Here is a 17,868-nt window from a genome sequence, read left to right as displayed (position 1 = left end):
CATCTCCAATATTATCTACATGACTCATTAATAAATTTGTTTTCTTTTATTATATAAAGAGAAACAGAATCTTTATCTATAAAAGCCAATAATGCATTTTCTTTTTTTCCATAACTATCTAATAATAAATTACACCTATTTGGTATTTCATTATATGAGGTAACCAATAGAAGCTCCCTAATTTCTTTGCTATCTCCATTTTCAGACAAAATGAATTGTATTCGGTCAAAGACAATCCAAGTTAAATATATATTGTTACCTAAAATTGCCAAAAATATAAAAAAACTTAATAAACGAAACAAACTAAAAAAATATTTTTTTAAAATAATAAAGTAAGAATATATAAATAAAATATTCATTAAAAAAATAATAAACACAAACTGAAGAATCAAACAAATAGAGAGCACTACATTTTGAAAATAAGGGAAATACTCAGAGGAATACCCTACAATACCAATAATTGTTGTATTTATACTAGCCCCAACAAAAGACTTTACCATAGGAAAAAAAACAACAGCAACAAGAATTGTTATTAGTTTATTTAATAATGAAATATTTTTATTTAAATTAATTTTCTCACCAAATCTCCTTACCTTAACCAGTAAAACCTGAAAAATATAAAAGGATGATAAAAACAATAATATTGCAGGAGTCAATATATCTAGAATTTCATTGCTAATATTTAGCTCATGTGGAATAAATAATAATGAACTAATATAAGGAAGATGAAACCTATACTCATACCAGAATAGTGTAAGTATTAGTATTAAGAAAGGAATAAATGAGGATGGCCTTTTTCTCAATATACATAGTAATTTTTCTAAATTTTGAGAACCATAATCATGCATCCACAAACTAAGCAAAGCAAAGAATACTATAATACCCAATATCACTTTATATTGCCCTTAATAAAAACAAAATAATGAAAATCCTCAAATCACTTACCATACCACAAGATTCAAAAGAGTGAATTCTTCCAAGAACTGACATACATAGATTTCCTAAAATTAGATATAGCTAAATTTTACCAAAGATTTGGTCTATAAAAAATGAGCCTGATTTAAATCAGGCTCATAATTAAAATATATTTATCAAAGTGCGGTCATTATTCGCTGACTTTTTGAAAGGTTTGCACCACTGGCGCTTGTTCACAATACTCGACCAATACAGGTACAATTGAGGTAAAGTGTGGCGTTGCAAAATGTTGTTCTAAATCGGCTTTGCTTTTCCATTGCTCAATAAAAACATAATGATTAGCCTGCTCGCTATTTTGTTGTAATTCATAAGATACGCATCCTGTTTCTTGACGAGTATGCTTAATTAATTCTTGGCATTGAGTTAGAAAATCATTAATTTTGTCCGCTTTTACTGAAAATTGGGCAATAACTGTTAGCATAATTTGCTCTCCTATATAAAAATAAACCACTCACAAAACTATTCTGTGAGTGGTTTATATTAAAACATAATTTTATTTACTTAGAAAGACTCAGTAAATGTACGAGTTACGACGTCTTGTTGTTGCTCTTTAGTTAAAGAGTTGAAACGTACTGCGTAACCAGATACACGGATAGTCAATTGTGGATATTTATCCGGATTTTCCATTGCGTCTAACAACATTTCACGGTTTAACACATTCACATTTAAGTGTTGACCACCTTCAACTGTTGCTTCGTGGTGGAAGTAACCATCCATTAAGCCAGCAAGATTACGGCGTTGTGCTTCGGCATCTTTACCTAACGCATTTGGTACGATTGAGAAGGTATAAGAAATACCATCTTTCGCGTAAGCAAATGGAAGTTTAGCTACAGAAGTTAATGATGCTACCGCACCTTTTTGGTCACGACCGTGCATTGGGTTTGCACCTGGTCCGAATGGCGCACCAGCACGACGACCATCTGGGGTGTTACCAGTTTTCTTACCATAAACCACGTTAGAAGTAATGGTTAATACAGATTGTGTAGGCACTGCATTGCGGTAAGTTTTAAGTTTTTGAATTTTCTTCATGAAACGTTCAACTAAGTCACAAGCGATGTCATCAACACGGTTATCGTTGTTACCATATTGTGGATATTCACCTTCGATTTCAAAGTCGATTGCTACGTTAGTTGCAACAACATTGCCATCTTTATCTTTGATGTCGCCACGAACTGGTTTAACTTTCGCATATTTGATTGCTGAAAGTGAGTCAGCCGCAACAGAAAGACCTGCGATACCACAAGCCATGGTACGGTATACATCACGGTCATGTAATGCCATTAATGCTGCTTCGTATGAATATTTATCGTGCATATAGTGGATTACGTTTAAGGCAGTCACATATTGTTTTGCCAACCAATCCATAAAGCTATCCATACGGGTCATGACTGTATCGAAATCTAATACTTCATCAGTAATTGGTGCAGTTTTCGGACCTACTTGCATACCTAATTTTTCATCGATACCGCCGTTGATTGCGTATAACAATGTTTTCGCTAAGTTTGCACGTGCACCGAAGAATTGCATTTGTTTGCCCACAACCATTGGTGATACACAACATGCGATTGCGTAGTCATCATTGTTGAAGTCTGGACGCATTAAATCATCGTTTTCGTATTGAACTGATGAGGTATCAATCGATACTTTCGCACAGAAACGTTTGAAGTTTTCAGGTAATTGTTCAGACCAAAGAATAGTTAAGTTTGGTTCTGGAGAAGTACCCATGTTGTAAAGAGTGTGTAAAATACGGAATGTATTTTTGGTTACTAATGTACGACCGTCTAACCCCATACCTGCGATGGTTTCAGTTGCCCACATTGGGTCACCTGAGAATAATTGATCGTATTCAGGTGTACGTAAGAAACGAACCATACGGAGTTTCATGACTAAGTGGTCAACTAATTCTTGCGCTTCAGTTTCAGTAATTTTACCTGCTTGTAAATCACGTTCGATATAGATATCGATAAAGGTTGCAGTGCGACCGAATGACATTGCCGCACCATTTTGTGATTTGATTGCAGCAAGATAAGCAAAGTACATCCATTGAATGGCTTCTTGAGCATTAGTCGCTGGGTTAGAAATATCATAACCATAGCTTGCAGCCATTTGTTTTAATTGGCCTAATGCACGGTGTTGTTCTGCGATTTCTTCACGTAAACGAATTGTTGCTTCAAGATTTATGCCATCCTCTAAATCTTTTTGTAAAGAAGAGAATTGTGCGTATTTATCTTTCATTAAGAAGTCAACACCATAAAGTGCTACACGACGGTAGTCACCGATGATACGGCCACGACCATAAGCATCTGGAAGACCAGTTAATACACCAGATTTACGGCAACGTAAAATATCTGGCGTATAAACATCGAATACACCTTGGTTGTGGGTTTTACGGTATTCAGTAAAGATTTTTTTCACTTCAGGATCTAATTCTCGACCGTAAATTTTGCATGACCCTTCCACCATTTTGATACCACCAAATGGCATAATGGCACGTTTTAAAGGCTCATCAGTTTGAAGACCAACGATTTTTTCTAAGTCTTTGTTAATATAACCTGGTGCGTGAGAAGTAATTGTTGAAGGCGTATGCTCGTCAAAGTCTAATGGCGCATGTGTGCGGTTTTCAACTTTGATTCCTTCCATTACAGCCTCCCAAAGTTTTGTTGTCGCTTCAGTTGGACCTGCTAAGAAAGAATCATCACCTTCATATGGGGTGTAGTTTTTTTGGATAAAGTCACGTACATTGACATTTTCTTGCCAATCACCACCAGTAAAACCAGCCCACGCTAATTTTTGCGCTTCATTAAGTTCTGACATAGTCATTTCCTTTGTTAATTAATAAATAAGTAAATAAATCTTTAATGCGTTTTGGTTAAATAACGTTGGAATACACCCATGCAAATTGCCCCGCCGACAATATTTCCCAACGTTACGGGAATTAAATTCTTCACAATGAAATGATACAAATCTAAATCTGCGTATTTCATCGGATCAACGCCGATTTGTTGCCAAAATTCAGGAGTACTAAAATGTGCAGTAATAATTCCCATCGGAATCATAAACATATTAGCCACACAGTGTTCAAATCCTGACGCAACAAACAAACCAATCGGCATAATCATAATAAAAGCTTTGTCTGTAACAGTCTTACCAGAATAAGACATCCAAATCGCCACACACACCATAATGTTGCATAAAATACCTAGATTAAATGCTTCAAACCACGTGTGATGAATTTTATGTTGGGCGGTTGCAAGAATTGTTAAACCCCATTGGCCATTTGCTGCCATGGTTTGTCCCCCAAACCAAATCACTGCAGCAATAAATAAGCCGCCCACAAAGTTACCTAAATATACGACAATCCAATTTCGGATCATTTGCGCTGTGGTTATCTTACCACCAACACGGGCAACTAAGGTTAAAGTAGAAGAGGTGAATAATTCAGATCCTAATATCACCACCATAATCACACCTAATGAGAATACTAACCCACCCACTAATTTGGTCAGTCCCCAAGGTGCTCCGGCACTAGCAGCTTGTGTTGTCGTGTAAAATACAAAAGCTAAAGCAATACAAGCTCCAGCACTAATGCCAGACATAAACGATAAAAATGGACGTTTATTTGCTTTATAAGTAGCTGTACTTTCTGCACAATCCGTTGCTTCAACAGGTGTGAGCGCAACAGAAGACAGTTTTTGAATTTCTGATGCCATAATCAAACTCCAAATATTAAAAAAAATTGATGAAAATTTAATACTTCTAATATGTTTACAACTTCAAATACTTCTACTACCAGGGACATTTTACTCTTTTAATTTTTCATTTCAAAGAAATGCTACGATTTATTCTAACAAAATTTGATATTTTGCAAGATTTTTTCAGATAAAATAACCATAACTCTTTAGTAATAGTTTTTAGGTAAAAAAATAACCGCACTTTTATCAAAAAAGACAAAAGTGCGGTTTGTTTTCTAGTTATTTTAGCAATACTCAGGACACATTAAGGTACAAAATAATGAGGTATAAAATGGCTATCATTCCCCGTCACTGCAGTAAAATCTTCGCGTAATCCCATACCGCAAGCCACATCACCCACAACCCAAGAGCCGATAATTGGATACATTCCATCAAAACTCGGCAATTCAAATTTTTGTTGATAAACATAACCTGAATTAGTATAAAACGCAGAGTGTTCGCTTCCTTTCGCTGCAAATTCTACGCCATGGTTTTTCTCATAATAGAATACATTGGCACCTTCTCGACCTAACAACGGTTTTTTCACCCACATTGATAAATCTTTTGGTAATTCGAAGGGCGTAAAATAAGCAGGCAATAAATTCGGATGATTAGGATAACGCGCCCAAAGTTTTGCCAATAGTGCTTTATTACTTAACAGCATTTTCCACGCAGGCTCAATAAATCGTGTTTCAGCCGTTGTAATATGACGAGCAAACTCAGCGTGGCTTAACCATTCTAGCGGATACAATTTAAATAACATTTCAATAGGCTGATCATTTAAATCTACAAATTTTTTTGTTTCGCTGTTATAGCCAATATCCTCTACCGCTAATTGATGAATATTCCAACCAGCGTTATAAGCCACATCAGCTAAATAATCCACATTGCCCCAATCTTCACGGCCAGCATCTTGCATAGCACTCAAATGGAAATCGGTTTTGCCACTTTGTTGTTTCAAAAATTGGAAATGTTTTATTAATTCTTCATGAATCCAGTTAAATTGATCCCGATGTTTCAAGCCCTCAATTTGCTCCAACCACTGCCATTGAACAACCGCAGCCTCCAACAAGGATGTTGGCGTATCGGCGTTATATTCAAACATTTTTAGGTTTTCACCATCATAGCCAAAATCAAAGCGTCCATATAAATAAGGATCTTGATTACGCCAAGAGGCTTCAATAAGCTGTTTTTGCAACTCCGTAAAACGGTAATTTTCATAATCGCCTTTTTTAATTTCATCCGCCGCAAAATCTAAACACATTGAATGTAATTCATTAGTTGTATCCTCAATGCGATCAATTTCCGCTAAGGTAAATTCATAGGCGACATTATCAGACCAATAATGAGATCCATCACTGGAAGGCAAGTTATAGTAATCAAATCCAACATTAAGTAGCTGTTGCACCATATCTGGACGAGTAGGAAACCCTGTTACACGTTTCATTTAGCCCCCACTGCTACGATTAGTATTATTTGGGCTACTAAAACCACCACGAGATACAGGTTTACTATTCATGCTTCCTGCATTTCCTTTCACAAGCATTGGTTTTCCAACAGAACGATTTGTTTGCGGTTGCACAACTTGCCCTGTTGGCGTGGTGACAGCGCGATTTCCGGGATGATAACTTGGGCCAAGGAAACTACTAATTGCACGAGCCGCCATATACCCCATAACTCCACCAGCAATCGCGGCCCCTAAAGAAGGATCGGTACTTTCAGCTTTTGCAGTCGATTCGACATTGTTCTCGCTTTGATTCGCTTGTGCATTATTTTCAGCTGGATTTTTTACCGCACTTTCTTCATTACCATTATCACGAATATTTAAACCAAGCCCCTGTTGTGGTGTGGTTTCAGTTTTCTGAGTACTCTCGGTATTTTTATCTACCTCACAAAGCTCAATTTTTTTCCAATCCGCTAAACAATCATCTAAAGACTGATACACATCACGTTGTACTTGTTCTTCTGAACAGCCTCCTAATAAGGCCACAATAGATAAACTAACTAAAATCTGATTTTTCTTTTTCATTGTTCTCAATTTTTATCGAATGGTTTTCACGCCTAGCCATTGCTCGGCCTGTTTATTGGTAATTTCTTCACGAGTCCACATACTCATTAAATCTGGTTGTGGATATTTATTGCTGTTATAGCCGACTAAACGAGCAAAATCAAATACGGCATGAGGATAACCATTAATAAGCAACAATGCTAAATAACCACTCTCATCCCAACAAATTTCAAGTTTGCGTGCTTCATGAGGATTAGAGGTTGAATCAACATTATACACATGCAACATATCCACTATCGGTTGAGCATTTTGACGCATATCAAGTGCATAAAAATAGCCCGTTTCACCGTCATCTTCAAACATTACAGCAAAATGCTCAAATACCGTAGAATGCGTTCCCACTTGCTTTGGCGTTCCTAAAAAGAGTTCATCCTCTAAAGTTAAATGTAACATAATCTTTCCTAATCAAATTGTGTAATCCAATGGCGACTATTATATGCTTGAAAACAAAGCTCTACTTGAGCTTTCGTATTTTTTGCATCATTCATTGGTGGAAGTTTATCCAAGGAAAAATAAGCAGACTCCAACGTTTCACTGTTCTTCTTAAATTCACCTGACAATCTTTCACACATAATAAAAGCCTTCTGTACACGATGAGCCAAAGGTGGATAGTTATGCTTATGTTGGTCGTGAATCGCAATAATAAAAGTTGGCTTCACATCAAGCCCTGCTTCCTCATACACCTCTTTTACTGTATTACTATGAAGCGTCTCCAATACATCAACCCATCCCCCAGGCAATGACCAAAGTCCATCATTTTCTAGCACTAACAAAATTTTATCGTCTTGAAAAATCGCTGCCCGAGTATCTATTTTGGGAGTTTGGTATCCATCCTCATTACAAAAAAGATTTTTAACCGTTTCTTTTGGTATTGCCATTTTATGGCTAATCATTTCAGCTGCTAAATCTCGAAGTCGCTCATAGCGTTCTATATCATAAATATTTTTACAATAAGCCAAGCCACTTTGTGCAATACTTTGAATTTCAATCGCCCAAGATAACCAAGGTTCAGTAAGCAGTGAATCAGATTGAGTATTCATAAAAACTCCCTAAAAAAACACCGCACTTTTATACAAAGTGCGGTGAGATTTTACAGTAAATTCAGCGTGAATTACGCTTGACCTTTAACCGCTTTTAAGCCAGGAAACGCTGCTGGAGTACCTGCGCGTTCTAATGCTTCTTCGATACGGATTAATTGGTTGTATTTCGCAATACGGTCAGAACGGCTCATAGAACCAGTTTTGATTTGACCTGCTGCTGTACCCACCGCTAAATCAGCGATAGTCGCATCTTCAGTTTCGCCAGAACGGTGAGAGATAACCGCTGTGTAACCTGCATCTTTAGCCATTTTGATTGCAGCTAAAGTTTCAGTTAAAGAACCGATTTGGTTGAATTTGATTAAGATAGAGTTTGCGATACCTTTTTCGATACCTTCTTTTAAGATTTTGGTGTTAGTGACGAATAAGTCATCGCCCACTAATTGAACGCGGTCGCCTAACACTTTAGTTTGGTATGCAAAACCTTCCCAGTCAGATTCATCTTGACCATCTTCGATAGACACGATTGGGTATTGTTTAGTTAATTCTTCAAGATAGTGTGTGAACTCTTGAGAAGTGAATGAACGACCTTCGCCTTTCATTTCGTATTTGCCAGTTTCTTTATTGTAGAACTCGGAAGATGCGCAGTCCATCGCTAAAGTCACGTCTTTACCTAATACGTAACCTGCTTTTTCTACTGCTTCTTTGATACATGCTAAAGCGTCAGCGTTAGAGGCTAAGTTAGGTGCAAAACCACCTTCATCACCAACAGCAGTGCTCATGCCTTTAGATTTTAATACTTTCGCAAGGTTGTGGAACACTTCTGCACCGATGCGAAGTGCTTCACGTAACGTTTTTGCACCAACTGGTTGAATCATGAATTCTTGGATATCAACGTTGTTATCTGCGTGCTCACCACCGTTGATGATGTTCATCATTGGTAATGGCATAGAGTAAACACCTGGAGTGCCGTTAAGTTCTGCGATGTAAGCGTAAAGTGGTAAACCTTTAGATGCTGCAGCTGCTTTTGCGTTTGCTAAAGATACCGCTAAGATTGCATTTGCACCAAAGTTAGATTTGTTTTCGGTTCCGTCTAAATCGATCATGATTTGGTCGATTTCAGCTTGGTTAGACGCATCTTTACCAAGAATTGCTTCAGCAATTGGACCATTTACTGCTGCTACAGCTTTTAATACGCCTTTACCTAAGAAACGAGATTTGTCACCATCGCGTAATTCTAATGCTTCGCGAGAACCAGTTGATGCACCGGATGGAGCCGCAGCTAAACCAACAAAACCACCTTCAAGATGGACTTCAGCTTCAACAGTTGGATTACCGCGTGAGTCGATGATTTCGCGACCAATCACTTTAACAATTTTTGCCATTTTTATTTTCCTCAATTAAGTTAATTAAAACGGGTTAGGCGAGCCTAAAACAGGCGATATAATAAAGCTATTTTGAGATTTTGTCTTGTAAAAAATGCGTATGCTTTGATCTTTATCTATTTTTACAAAATAAAAGATCGGTGAAAAAATTTGTCATTTCTCACCGCTCTTTTTACTCTAATTTAATCCATTACTTCACTGATTGTTTGTGATTTTCATAGGCTGCTTTTACAAAGCCTGCAAACAACGGATGACCATCACGAGGCGTAGAAGTAAATTCTGGATGGAATTGGCAAGCGACAAACCAAGGATGATTTGGCACTTCGATAATTTCTACCAATTTTTTATCTGCAGATAAACCCGTTACTTTCAATCCTGCTTTTTCAATTTGTGGAAGTAAGGTATTGTTCACTTCATAGCGATGACGATGACGTTCTTCAATGGTTTCTTTGCCATAAAGCTCACGAGCACGGCTGCCTGACACTAAATGACATTGTTGTGCGCCTAAACGCATTGTTCCACCAAGATCTGATTCATCGGTACGCACTTCTGTATTACCATCCGCATCTTGCCATTCCGTGATTAATGCAACCACAGGTTGTTCACAATCTTTATCAAACTCAGACGAGTTGGCTTTAGTTAAACCTGCTACATTACGTGCATATTCAATCAACGCGATCTGCATACCTAAGCAAATGCCCAAGTAAGGAATTTTGTTTTCACGTGCATATTGTGCGGTACGAATTTTACCTTCCACACCACGATAACCGAATCCACCAGGAACAAGAATGCCATCAATGCCTTTTAATACTTCAACACCTTTGGTTTCAACATCTTGGGAATCAATATATTTAATGTTAACGCTTAAACGGTTCGTTAAACCTGCATGTTTCAATGCTTCATTTACAGATTTATAGGCATCGGGTAACTCAGTATATTTACCCACCATCCCAATGGTCACTTCACCCACTGGATTGGCTTGTTTGTAAAGCACTTGCTCCCATTCAGACAGATCCGCTTCAGGGCAAGTTAAACGGAAACGTTCACAGACAAAATCATCTAAACCTTGAGATTTTAATAATGCGGGAATTTGATAAATCGAATTTACATCTTTTAATGAAATGACTGCGCGTTCTGGAACGTTACAGAATAAAGCAATTTTCGCACGCTCATTTGGCGGAATCATACGATCTGAACGACAAATCAACACATCAGGTTGAATACCAATAGAAAGCAATTCTTTTACAGAATGTTGAGTTGGTTTAGTTTTTACTTCACCCGCAGTTGGAATATAAGGCACTAAAGTTAAGTGCATAAATAACGTGTGTTCACGACCAACTTGAACGGCTAATTGACGTAATGCTTCTAAGAATGGAAGTGATTCAATATCCCCAACAGTGCCGCCCACTTCAACAATCACAACATCGTGACCTTGAGCGCCAGCAATAACGCGATCTTTAATTTCATTGGTAATATGTGGAATCACCTGAATTGTTGCACCAAGATAATCGCCACGACGCTCTTTACGTAATACTTCAGAATAAATTTTGCCTGTGGTGAAGTTATTACGTTTAGTCATTTTCGTGCGAATAAAACGCTCATAGTGACCTAAATCTAAATCTGTTTCTGCACCATCTTGAGTGACGAAAACTTCCCCATGTTGGGTTGGGCTCATCGTACCTGGATCCACATTAATATATGGATCTAATTTCATAATGGTTACATTTAAACCACGAGCTTCTAAAATTGCCGCCAATGATGCTGCCGCAATGCCTTTACCTAACGATGAAACCACACCGCCAGTGACGAAAATATAATTTGTAGCCATAGGGAACCTAATCTGTATTGGGATATAAATGATTATAGCTAATCATCTTACAGACAAAATCAACCAAAAGTGCGGTCAAAAATCGAAGATAACTAGCTATCAAAGACGGGACGGTAGTTTACCTGATTTAGAAAATTATCTCAATGAAAACCCAGAGAAAAAAGAAAACCATCAAAAGATGGTTTTCAAATTATTTTAATTAAAATGGGATATCGTCATCAAATCCATCCATTGGTGGCTCAGCCTGTGGTACAGCTTGTTGTGGTGCTGGACGAGATGATTGGTAACTACCACCATTGTTAGTTTGACGAGCTTGGTAAGATGGTTGTGGTGCAGATCCCATATCACTAGGGTAGCCACCTGCGTTTTGATTACGCGCACCAAGCATTTGCATTACATCACCTTGAATTTCTGTGGTGTAACGATCTTGGCCATTTTGATCTTGCCATTTACGCGTTTTTAGACGACCTTCCACATAAACTTGGGAGCCTTTACGCAAATATTCACCACAAATCTCCGCTTGACGACGATAGAATACAATGCGGTGCCATTCCGTTACTTCACGGCGCTCGCCAGTATTGCGGTCATTCCAGCTTTCACTAGTCGCTACGCTAATATTTGCTACAGCATCGCCATTTGGCATGGTACGAATTTCAGGATCATTGCCTAGATGACCCACAATAATGACTTTATTAACTCCAGCCATAAAAAACCTCATTTTTTATCTTAAAAAGTGCGGTTATTTTGCCTGAAATTTTTCAAAAGATCTATATATTTTAACTGGATATTTGCACAGATGTTAAAATATGCGATAATGATCGCAGAATTTAAACTTATTTCATCCTTTTGAGTTATTTTATGGAAAATATCGATATTCGCGGGGCTAGAACCCATAACCTGAAAAATATTAATTTAACTATTCCACGCAATAAACTTGTGGTTATCACAGGGCTTTCAGGTTCGGGAAAATCTTCTTTAGCGTTTGATACACTTTATGCAGAAGGGCAGCGCCGCTATGTTGAATCTCTTTCGGCGTATGCACGTCAGTTTTTATCTTTAATGGAAAAGCCTGATGTGGATTCTATTGAGGGACTTTCGCCTGCAATTTCGATTGAACAAAAATCTACCTCACACAATCCACGTTCTACGGTGGGAACAATTACGGAAATTTATGATTATTTACGTTTATTGTTTGCTCGAGTAGGTGAACCGCGTTGTCCAGATCATGATGTTCCATTAACGGCACAAACGATTAGTCAAATGGTGGACAAGGTATTAAGTTTGCCAGAAGACAGCAAGATGATGTTACTTGCGCCAGTTGTCAAAAATCGAAAAGGCGAACACGTTAAGATTTTAGAAAATATTGCTGCACAAGGTTACATTCGTGCGCGTATTGATGGCGAAATTTGCGATTTATCTGATCCACCAAAATTAGAGTTACAGAAAAAACATACTATTGAAGTAGTGGTGGATCGCTTTAAAGTGCGGTCAGATTTAGCAACACGTTTAGCTGAGTCTTTTGAAACCGCATTAGAGCTTTCAGGTGGCACCGCGATTGTGGCAGATATGGATAATCCGAAAGCGGAAGAATTAGTTTTTTCGGCAAATTTTGCTTGTCCGCATTGCGGTTATTCTGTGCCAGAATTAGAACCTCGTTTATTTTCCTTTAATAATCCAGCCGGAGCGTGCCCTACTTGTGATGGTTTGGGTATGCAACAATATTTTGATGAAGAGCGAGTGGTACAAAATCCAACTATTTCCCTTGCTGGTGGTGCGGTGAAAGGTTGGGATCGTCGTAATTTTTATTATTATCAAATGCTCACCTCATTGGCGAAACATTATAATTTTGATGTTGAAGCGCCCTATGAATCTTTGCCAAAGAAAATTCAACACATCATTATGCATGGTTCAGGTAAAGAGGAAATTGAATTCCAATATATGAATGATCGTGGCGATGTGGTTATTCGCAAGCATCCTTTTGAAGGTATTTTGAATAATATGGCTCGCCGATATAAAGAAACAGAATCAATGTCGGTGCGAGAAGAATTAGCGAAAAATATTAGCAATCGCCCTTGTGCAGACTGTGGCGGATCTCGTTTACGACCAGAAGCGCGTAATGTGTATATCGAAAAAACGAATTTACCGATGATCGCGGAAAAAAGTATTGGTGAAACGCTCGAATTTTTCACTGCACTTTCTCTCACTGGTCAAAAAGCGCAAATTGCGGAAAAAATTCTTAAAGAAATTCGCGAGCGTTTGCAGTTTTTAGTCAATGTTGGCTTGAATTATCTTTCTCTTTCTCGTTCTGCTGAAACTCTTTCAGGCGGTGAAGCACAACGTATTCGCCTTGCTAGCCAAATTGGTGCGGGGCTTGTTGGTGTGATGTATGTATTAGATGAACCTTCTATTGGCTTGCACCAACGTGATAATGAACGCTTACTTAACACATTAATTCATCTGCGTAATCTTGGTAATACGGTAATTGTCGTGGAACACGATGAAGACGCGATTCGTGCAGCTGACCATATTATTGATATCGGTCCTGGAGCAGGCGTGCATGGCGGGCAAGTTATTGCGCAAGGAAATGCTGATGAAATTATGCTGAATCCAAATTCCATCACAGGAAAATTCTTATCGGGCGCAGATAAAATCGAAATTCCTAAAAAACGCACTGCACTTGATAAGAAAAAATGGCTAAAACTTAAAGGGGCATCAGGCAATAATTTAAAAAATGTAAATTTAGATATTCCCGTTGGCTTGTTTACTTGCGTAACTGGTGTATCAGGCTCAGGAAAATCAACACTCATTAATGACACTTTATTTCCACTTGCGCAAAATGCATTAAATAGAGCTGAAAAAACCGATTATGCACCTTATCAATCTATCGATGGATTAGAACATTTCGATAAAGTTATTGATATTAACCAAAGCCCGATTGGACGTACGCCACGTTCAAATCCAGCCACTTATACAGGTTTATTTACTCCGATTCGTGAACTTTTTGCAGGAGTGCCAGAAGCGCGTGCGCGTGGTTATAATCCAGGGCGTTTTAGCTTTAATGTACGTGGTGGACGCTGTGAAGCTTGTCAGGGCGATGGTGTACTCAAAGTTGAAATGCACTTTTTACCCGATGTTTATGTCCCTTGCGACCAATGTAAAGGTAAACGCTATAACCGCGAAACCTTAGAAATTCGTTATAAAGGTAAAACGATTCATCAAGTTTTAGATATGACGGTGGAAGAGGCTCGCGAGTTTTTTGATGCGATTCCAATGATTGCAAGAAAATTACAAACATTGATGGATGTGGGATTATCCTATATTCGATTAGGTCAGTCTTCCACAACACTTTCAGGCGGTGAAGCGCAGCGCGTTAAGCTAGCGACAGAGCTTTCTAAACGTGATACAGGTAAAACCTTGTATATTCTAGATGAGCCGACGACGGGTTTGCATTTTGCTGACATTAAGCAATTACTTGAAGTACTGCATCGATTACGCGCTCAAGGAAATACTATTGTCGTCATTGAACACAATCTTGATGTGATTAAAACGGCAGACTGGATTGTCGATCTTGGCCCTGAAGGGGGAAGCGGTGGCGGACAAATTATTGCTACAGGCACGCCTGAAGAAGTTGCTAAAGTCGAAGGATCTCATACTGCCAGATTCCTTAAACCAATTTTGGAAAAACGTTAAGAAAATAACCGCACTTTGATCTGACGTGCGGTTATTTTTTGATATATTTCTAGCAGAAATTTATCTTTTTGATTCTTATTGTGATTTGTTTGATGTAATGAGGTTATTTAGTATGTGCACGTCTTACAAATAAGAAAGATAAGCTGAATGCCACAACAAACGAAATAACCATTCCTATACTATACATTGCCAAACTGTCCGGTTTGATAGATGGGATACCTAAGAAACCAGCGGCACCCAATGCAATCGCTTTTACGTTAAAGAATGCAATAAATGCACTAGCTAACCCAGAGCCAATCATCGCAGCAATAAATGCTTGGCGGTAACGTAAATTTACGCCAAACATAGCGGGTTCTGTGATACCTAATAATGCAGAAATACCTGAAGGTACAGCTAATCCACGAATTTTGGCATCTTTTAATGCTAAGGCTACACCTAAACAAGCTGCGCCCTGTGCAATATTTGACATTGCTGCAATTGGGAAGATGAATGTTCCTCCAGTTTGTGTGATTTCGGCAAGCAATTGAGTTTCTACTGCGATAAAGGTTTGATGCATACCTGTAATGACAATTGGTGCATATAAAGTACCGAAAATCGCTCCACCAAAGAAACCTAATGTATCATATAACCAAGTTAATCCAGCTGAAATAAGAGAGCCTGCCTCTCGACCAAATGGACCAATTACCGTAAATGCAAGGAAACCCGCAATAAAAAGTGAAAACATTGGGGTAATTAAGTTATCTAAATAAGATGGTATAAATTTACGGAAATTCTTTTCTAATGTTGCTAATACCCAAGCCGAAATAATTGTTGGAATAACTGTTCCTTGATAGCCAACTTTTTCAATTTCAAGACCAAATACATTCCAGTATTTAATATTTCCTTCCATCAATATTTTTGCATAATTCCAGCCATCAGATAATGAAGGATGGACTAAAAGCATACCTAATGCTGCGCCTAAGAAGGGATTTCCACCAAATTTACGTGTTGCTGAAAAACCAAGTAATACAGGTAAGAATACAAACGGTGCATTTGCAATTGTATTGATGAAATCAACTAAATCAGATATTTCAGGATACTTTGTGACAACAGAATGATTATCCCAAAAGAAACCGATAGAGGTTAGCATTGAATAAAGTCCCATTAATAGACCTCCAGCAACGATAGCTGGAATAATTGGGACAAAAATATCGGCTAAACCTTTTACTATACGTTGTAGTAAATTCTGTTGGCCTAAGGCTGCTTCTGCAACTTCAGCTTTACTTACATCACCAATACCAAGTTGTTTAGTAAGTTGTTCATGAACTTTATTGACCGTACCTGAGCCAAAAATAATTTGGTACTGACCCGCCACAGAGAATTGGCCTTTTACCCCTTCAATTGCTTCGATACCTTCTTTATTCACTTTGCTTTCATCGTTTAATACGATACGTAAACGTGTTGCACAGTGAGCTGCTGTAGCAATGTTATTTTTACCACCAAGTTTTTCAATCACTTGTTCAGCTATTTTCGGGAAGTTCATAGATTTTCTCCTCATTAAAATAGAAATGGCGAGATTTTAGCCGAAAGGATTAAAACAGGCTAGTGTGAAATGATCCTATAAGGGGAATTTTATTGTTATAAAGGAACAAAGCTGATAGTAAGCAATCATATAATGTAATTAATAATTACCTCGCTTTTTTATTAATCCATTTAATCCTAACAAGCCTAAGCTTAGCCAAATAGGAACGTAGGTGAAGTAGTCACTTATCGTCATTGGAATATTTAAAATAAATACTGCAACTAGAAATAATAAGACTGGTTCGATATAGCTTAATACGGCAAAAATGCTAACAGGAATTTGCTGGCTAGATTTTAAATTTGCAGAAAGTGAAACTGCACTGACAATTCCTAGTGCTGGTAATAAGTACCAGTAGTGAAAATTATTAAGAATCAAAGACAAACTATCGCTTTGGTAAGATAAATAAATGACAGAAGGAATGGATATTAAGATTACATCAAGGGTAATGCCTTGCAAGGCAGGAATTTTCATGGCTTTTCTACTTAAATAATAGAAGGGATATACTGCACAAACCCAAAGGCTTGTCCATGAAAAACTTTGTGTATGCCAGAGTTCATGGAATACACCACAAGCGGCAAGTAATAAAGCAATTTTTTGAGTGGATGATAATTGTTCCTTAAGCCAAATTCTTCCAAATAGAGCCATCACAAGCGGAAAAAGGAAGTATCCCATAGCAATATTTACACCTTCGTTATTAAGCGGAGCCCACATAAAGAGCCAAAATTGGCTTCCTGCATCAAATGTACCGAGTAAGAAAAGTATCCAACGTTTCCAGTTATAGCCAAGTATGTTGGTTATTAAATGTAAAATTGATTTACAACCAATTGTTGGAAATAAAATCAATAATAGACCAAATATCATTGTTACCATTCGCCACGCGAAAACGTCAGTTCCACTTAATGGTTGTAACCATAAGCTGAATAAATAAAGGACACCAAATAAAAGTTGAGAAAAGATGCAAAGCAATATGCCTTGAGTCATTAATTTCATTGAAAACTCCATCATTGAAGATGAAATTATTATAGGTTGTTATAGAAATAAAAATTCTCAATTTATGAGGTTTTGTGATAAATTTTATCTATTTAGCCAGATTTGTGAGAAAAATTTTTATGAATTCCCTTGATAAATTAGATCGAGATATTCTAAATGCATTACAACAAGATGCAACAATACCTTTAAAAGAATTGGCTGTAAATGTTAATAGTTCTATTGCAACTTGCCAACGACGAATTCAATTTTTAATAGAAAAAGGCGTGATAACTAAACAAGTGGCTATTGTTTCTCCTAAAGCTGTAGGGCGGACAATTAGTGTATTTGTGATGGTGGAAATGAACAATCAACATTCTTATTATCAAGAGCAGTTTGAGCGTAAAATGAGACAAGAATCAGATGTTGTCAGTTGTTATGAAATTTCTGGAGATTATGATTTTATGTTGCTATTACATGTTAAAGATATGGAAAGTTATCATGCGTTTACTCGTCGTGTTTTAACAGGGGAGTATCATGTGCGTACTTTCAAAAGTTTATTTGTAATGAATTTTACAAAGGCGGATAGTGGTATTGTGTTATAAAGTGCGGTAAAAAATCACCGCA

The 17,868-nt window shown here is 37.6% G+C and carries 16 protein-coding genes; 3 read left to right on the top strand and 13 right to left on the bottom strand.

What is annotated here, in order from left to right:
* Positions 1 to 11: 11 nt before the first annotated feature.
* The 10 genes from KP710_RS03020 to pyrG form a co-directional block, all read right to left on the bottom strand.
* Positions 12 to 893 (bottom strand): hypothetical protein, encoded by an 882-nt coding sequence (locus tag KP710_RS03020; RefSeq protein ID WP_048954198.1) that lies wholly within the window; start codon positions 891 to 893, stop codon positions 12 to 14.
* Positions 894 to 1,105: 212 nt separating this feature from the next.
* Entirely contained in the window at positions 1,106 to 1,396 is a 291-nt protein-coding gene (locus KP710_RS03015) for a putative quinol monooxygenase (RefSeq protein WP_005636456.1), read from the bottom strand.
* A gap of 80 nt (positions 1,397 to 1,476) precedes the next feature.
* Positions 1,477 to 3,789 (bottom strand): formate C-acetyltransferase, encoded by a 2,313-nt coding sequence (gene pflB, locus KP710_RS03010; RefSeq protein ID WP_048954197.1) that lies wholly within the window; start codon positions 3,787 to 3,789, stop codon positions 1,477 to 1,479.
* Positions 3,790 to 3,830: 41 nt separating this feature from the next.
* Positions 3,831 to 4,685, bottom strand: a complete 855-nt coding sequence (gene focA, locus KP710_RS03005; protein ID WP_048954196.1) for a formate transporter FocA — start codon at positions 4,683 to 4,685, stop codon at positions 3,831 to 3,833.
* A gap of 286 nt (positions 4,686 to 4,971) precedes the next feature.
* Positions 4,972 to 6,153 carry a glutathionylspermidine synthase family protein gene (locus KP710_RS03000; RefSeq protein ID WP_048954195.1) on the bottom strand — a complete coding sequence of 394 codons (1,182 nt, stop codon included), beginning with the start codon at positions 6,151 to 6,153 and terminating at the stop codon, positions 4,972 to 4,974.
* Entirely contained in the window at positions 6,154 to 6,735 is a 582-nt protein-coding gene (locus tag KP710_RS02995; RefSeq protein ID WP_048954194.1) for a DUF1190 domain-containing protein, read from the bottom strand.
* Positions 6,736 to 6,747: 12 nt separating this feature from the next.
* On the bottom strand, positions 6,748 to 7,167 hold the full coding sequence (locus tag KP710_RS02990) for a DUF2251 domain-containing protein (protein ID WP_048954193.1): 420 nt from the start codon (positions 7,165 to 7,167) through the stop codon (positions 6,748 to 6,750).
* An 8-nt stretch (positions 7,168 to 7,175) separates the two neighbouring features.
* Positions 7,176 to 7,814: an NUDIX hydrolase N-terminal domain-containing protein gene (locus tag KP710_RS02985; protein WP_048954192.1), complete on the bottom strand. Its 639-nt coding sequence runs from the start codon at positions 7,812 to 7,814 to the stop codon at positions 7,176 to 7,178.
* Positions 7,815 to 7,885: 71 nt separating this feature from the next.
* Positions 7,886 to 9,196, bottom strand: a complete 1,311-nt coding sequence (eno, locus tag KP710_RS02980) for a phosphopyruvate hydratase (RefSeq protein WP_005635098.1) — start codon at positions 9,194 to 9,196, stop codon at positions 7,886 to 7,888.
* A gap of 190 nt (positions 9,197 to 9,386) precedes the next feature.
* Positions 9,387 to 11,024: a glutamine hydrolyzing CTP synthase gene (gene pyrG, locus KP710_RS02975; protein ID WP_005636432.1), complete on the bottom strand. Its 1,638-nt coding sequence runs from the start codon at positions 11,022 to 11,024 to the stop codon at positions 9,387 to 9,389.
* Between the two features lie 28 nt (positions 11,025 to 11,052).
* Here pyrG and KP710_RS02970 point away from each other — a divergent pair, with 28 nt between their 5' ends.
* Positions 11,053 to 11,223, top strand: a complete 171-nt coding sequence (locus KP710_RS02970) for a hypothetical protein (RefSeq protein ID WP_193388689.1) — start codon at positions 11,053 to 11,055, stop codon at positions 11,221 to 11,223.
* On the opposite strand, the gene KP710_RS02965 is transcribed toward KP710_RS02970, so the two are convergent.
* Positions 11,224 to 11,730, bottom strand: coding sequence for a single-stranded DNA-binding protein (locus tag KP710_RS02965; RefSeq protein ID WP_048954191.1), 507 nt, complete (start codon positions 11,728 to 11,730; stop codon positions 11,224 to 11,226).
* Between the two features lie 152 nt (positions 11,731 to 11,882).
* Here KP710_RS02965 and uvrA point away from each other — a divergent pair, with 152 nt between their 5' ends.
* On the top strand, positions 11,883 to 14,714 hold the full coding sequence (gene uvrA, locus KP710_RS02960; protein ID WP_048954190.1) for an excinuclease ABC subunit UvrA: 2,832 nt from the start codon (positions 11,883 to 11,885) through the stop codon (positions 14,712 to 14,714).
* A gap of 103 nt (positions 14,715 to 14,817) precedes the next feature.
* Here the strand turns inward: uvrA and KP710_RS02955 are convergent, their stop codons facing one another.
* Both KP710_RS02955 and rarD read right to left on the bottom strand, forming a co-directional pair.
* The gene (locus KP710_RS02955) at positions 14,818 to 16,236 is read right to left on the bottom strand and encodes a sucrose-specific PTS transporter subunit IIBC (RefSeq protein WP_048954189.1); all 1,419 of its coding nucleotides are present in this window, start codon (positions 16,234 to 16,236) and stop codon (positions 14,818 to 14,820) included.
* Between the two features lie 138 nt (positions 16,237 to 16,374).
* Positions 16,375 to 17,265: an EamA family transporter RarD gene (gene rarD, locus KP710_RS02950; protein ID WP_048954188.1), complete on the bottom strand. Its 891-nt coding sequence runs from the start codon at positions 17,263 to 17,265 to the stop codon at positions 16,375 to 16,377.
* 119 nt (positions 17,266 to 17,384) lie between these two features.
* Between rarD and KP710_RS02945 the strand changes: the two genes are divergently transcribed.
* Entirely contained in the window at positions 17,385 to 17,846 is a 462-nt protein-coding gene (locus tag KP710_RS02945) for an Lrp/AsnC family transcriptional regulator (RefSeq protein ID WP_048954187.1), read from the top strand.
* The last annotated feature ends 22 nt before the right edge of the window (positions 17,847 to 17,868 follow it).

Origin of the sequence: Haemophilus sp. SZY H35 (genome assembly GCF_018829705.1) — a bacterium.
Lineage (GTDB): Bacteria > Pseudomonadota > Gammaproteobacteria > Enterobacterales > Pasteurellaceae > Haemophilus > Haemophilus haemolyticus_K.
The sequence above is the reverse complement of the archived record's forward strand: the minus strand, read 5'-3'. Positions and strand labels throughout refer to the sequence as shown.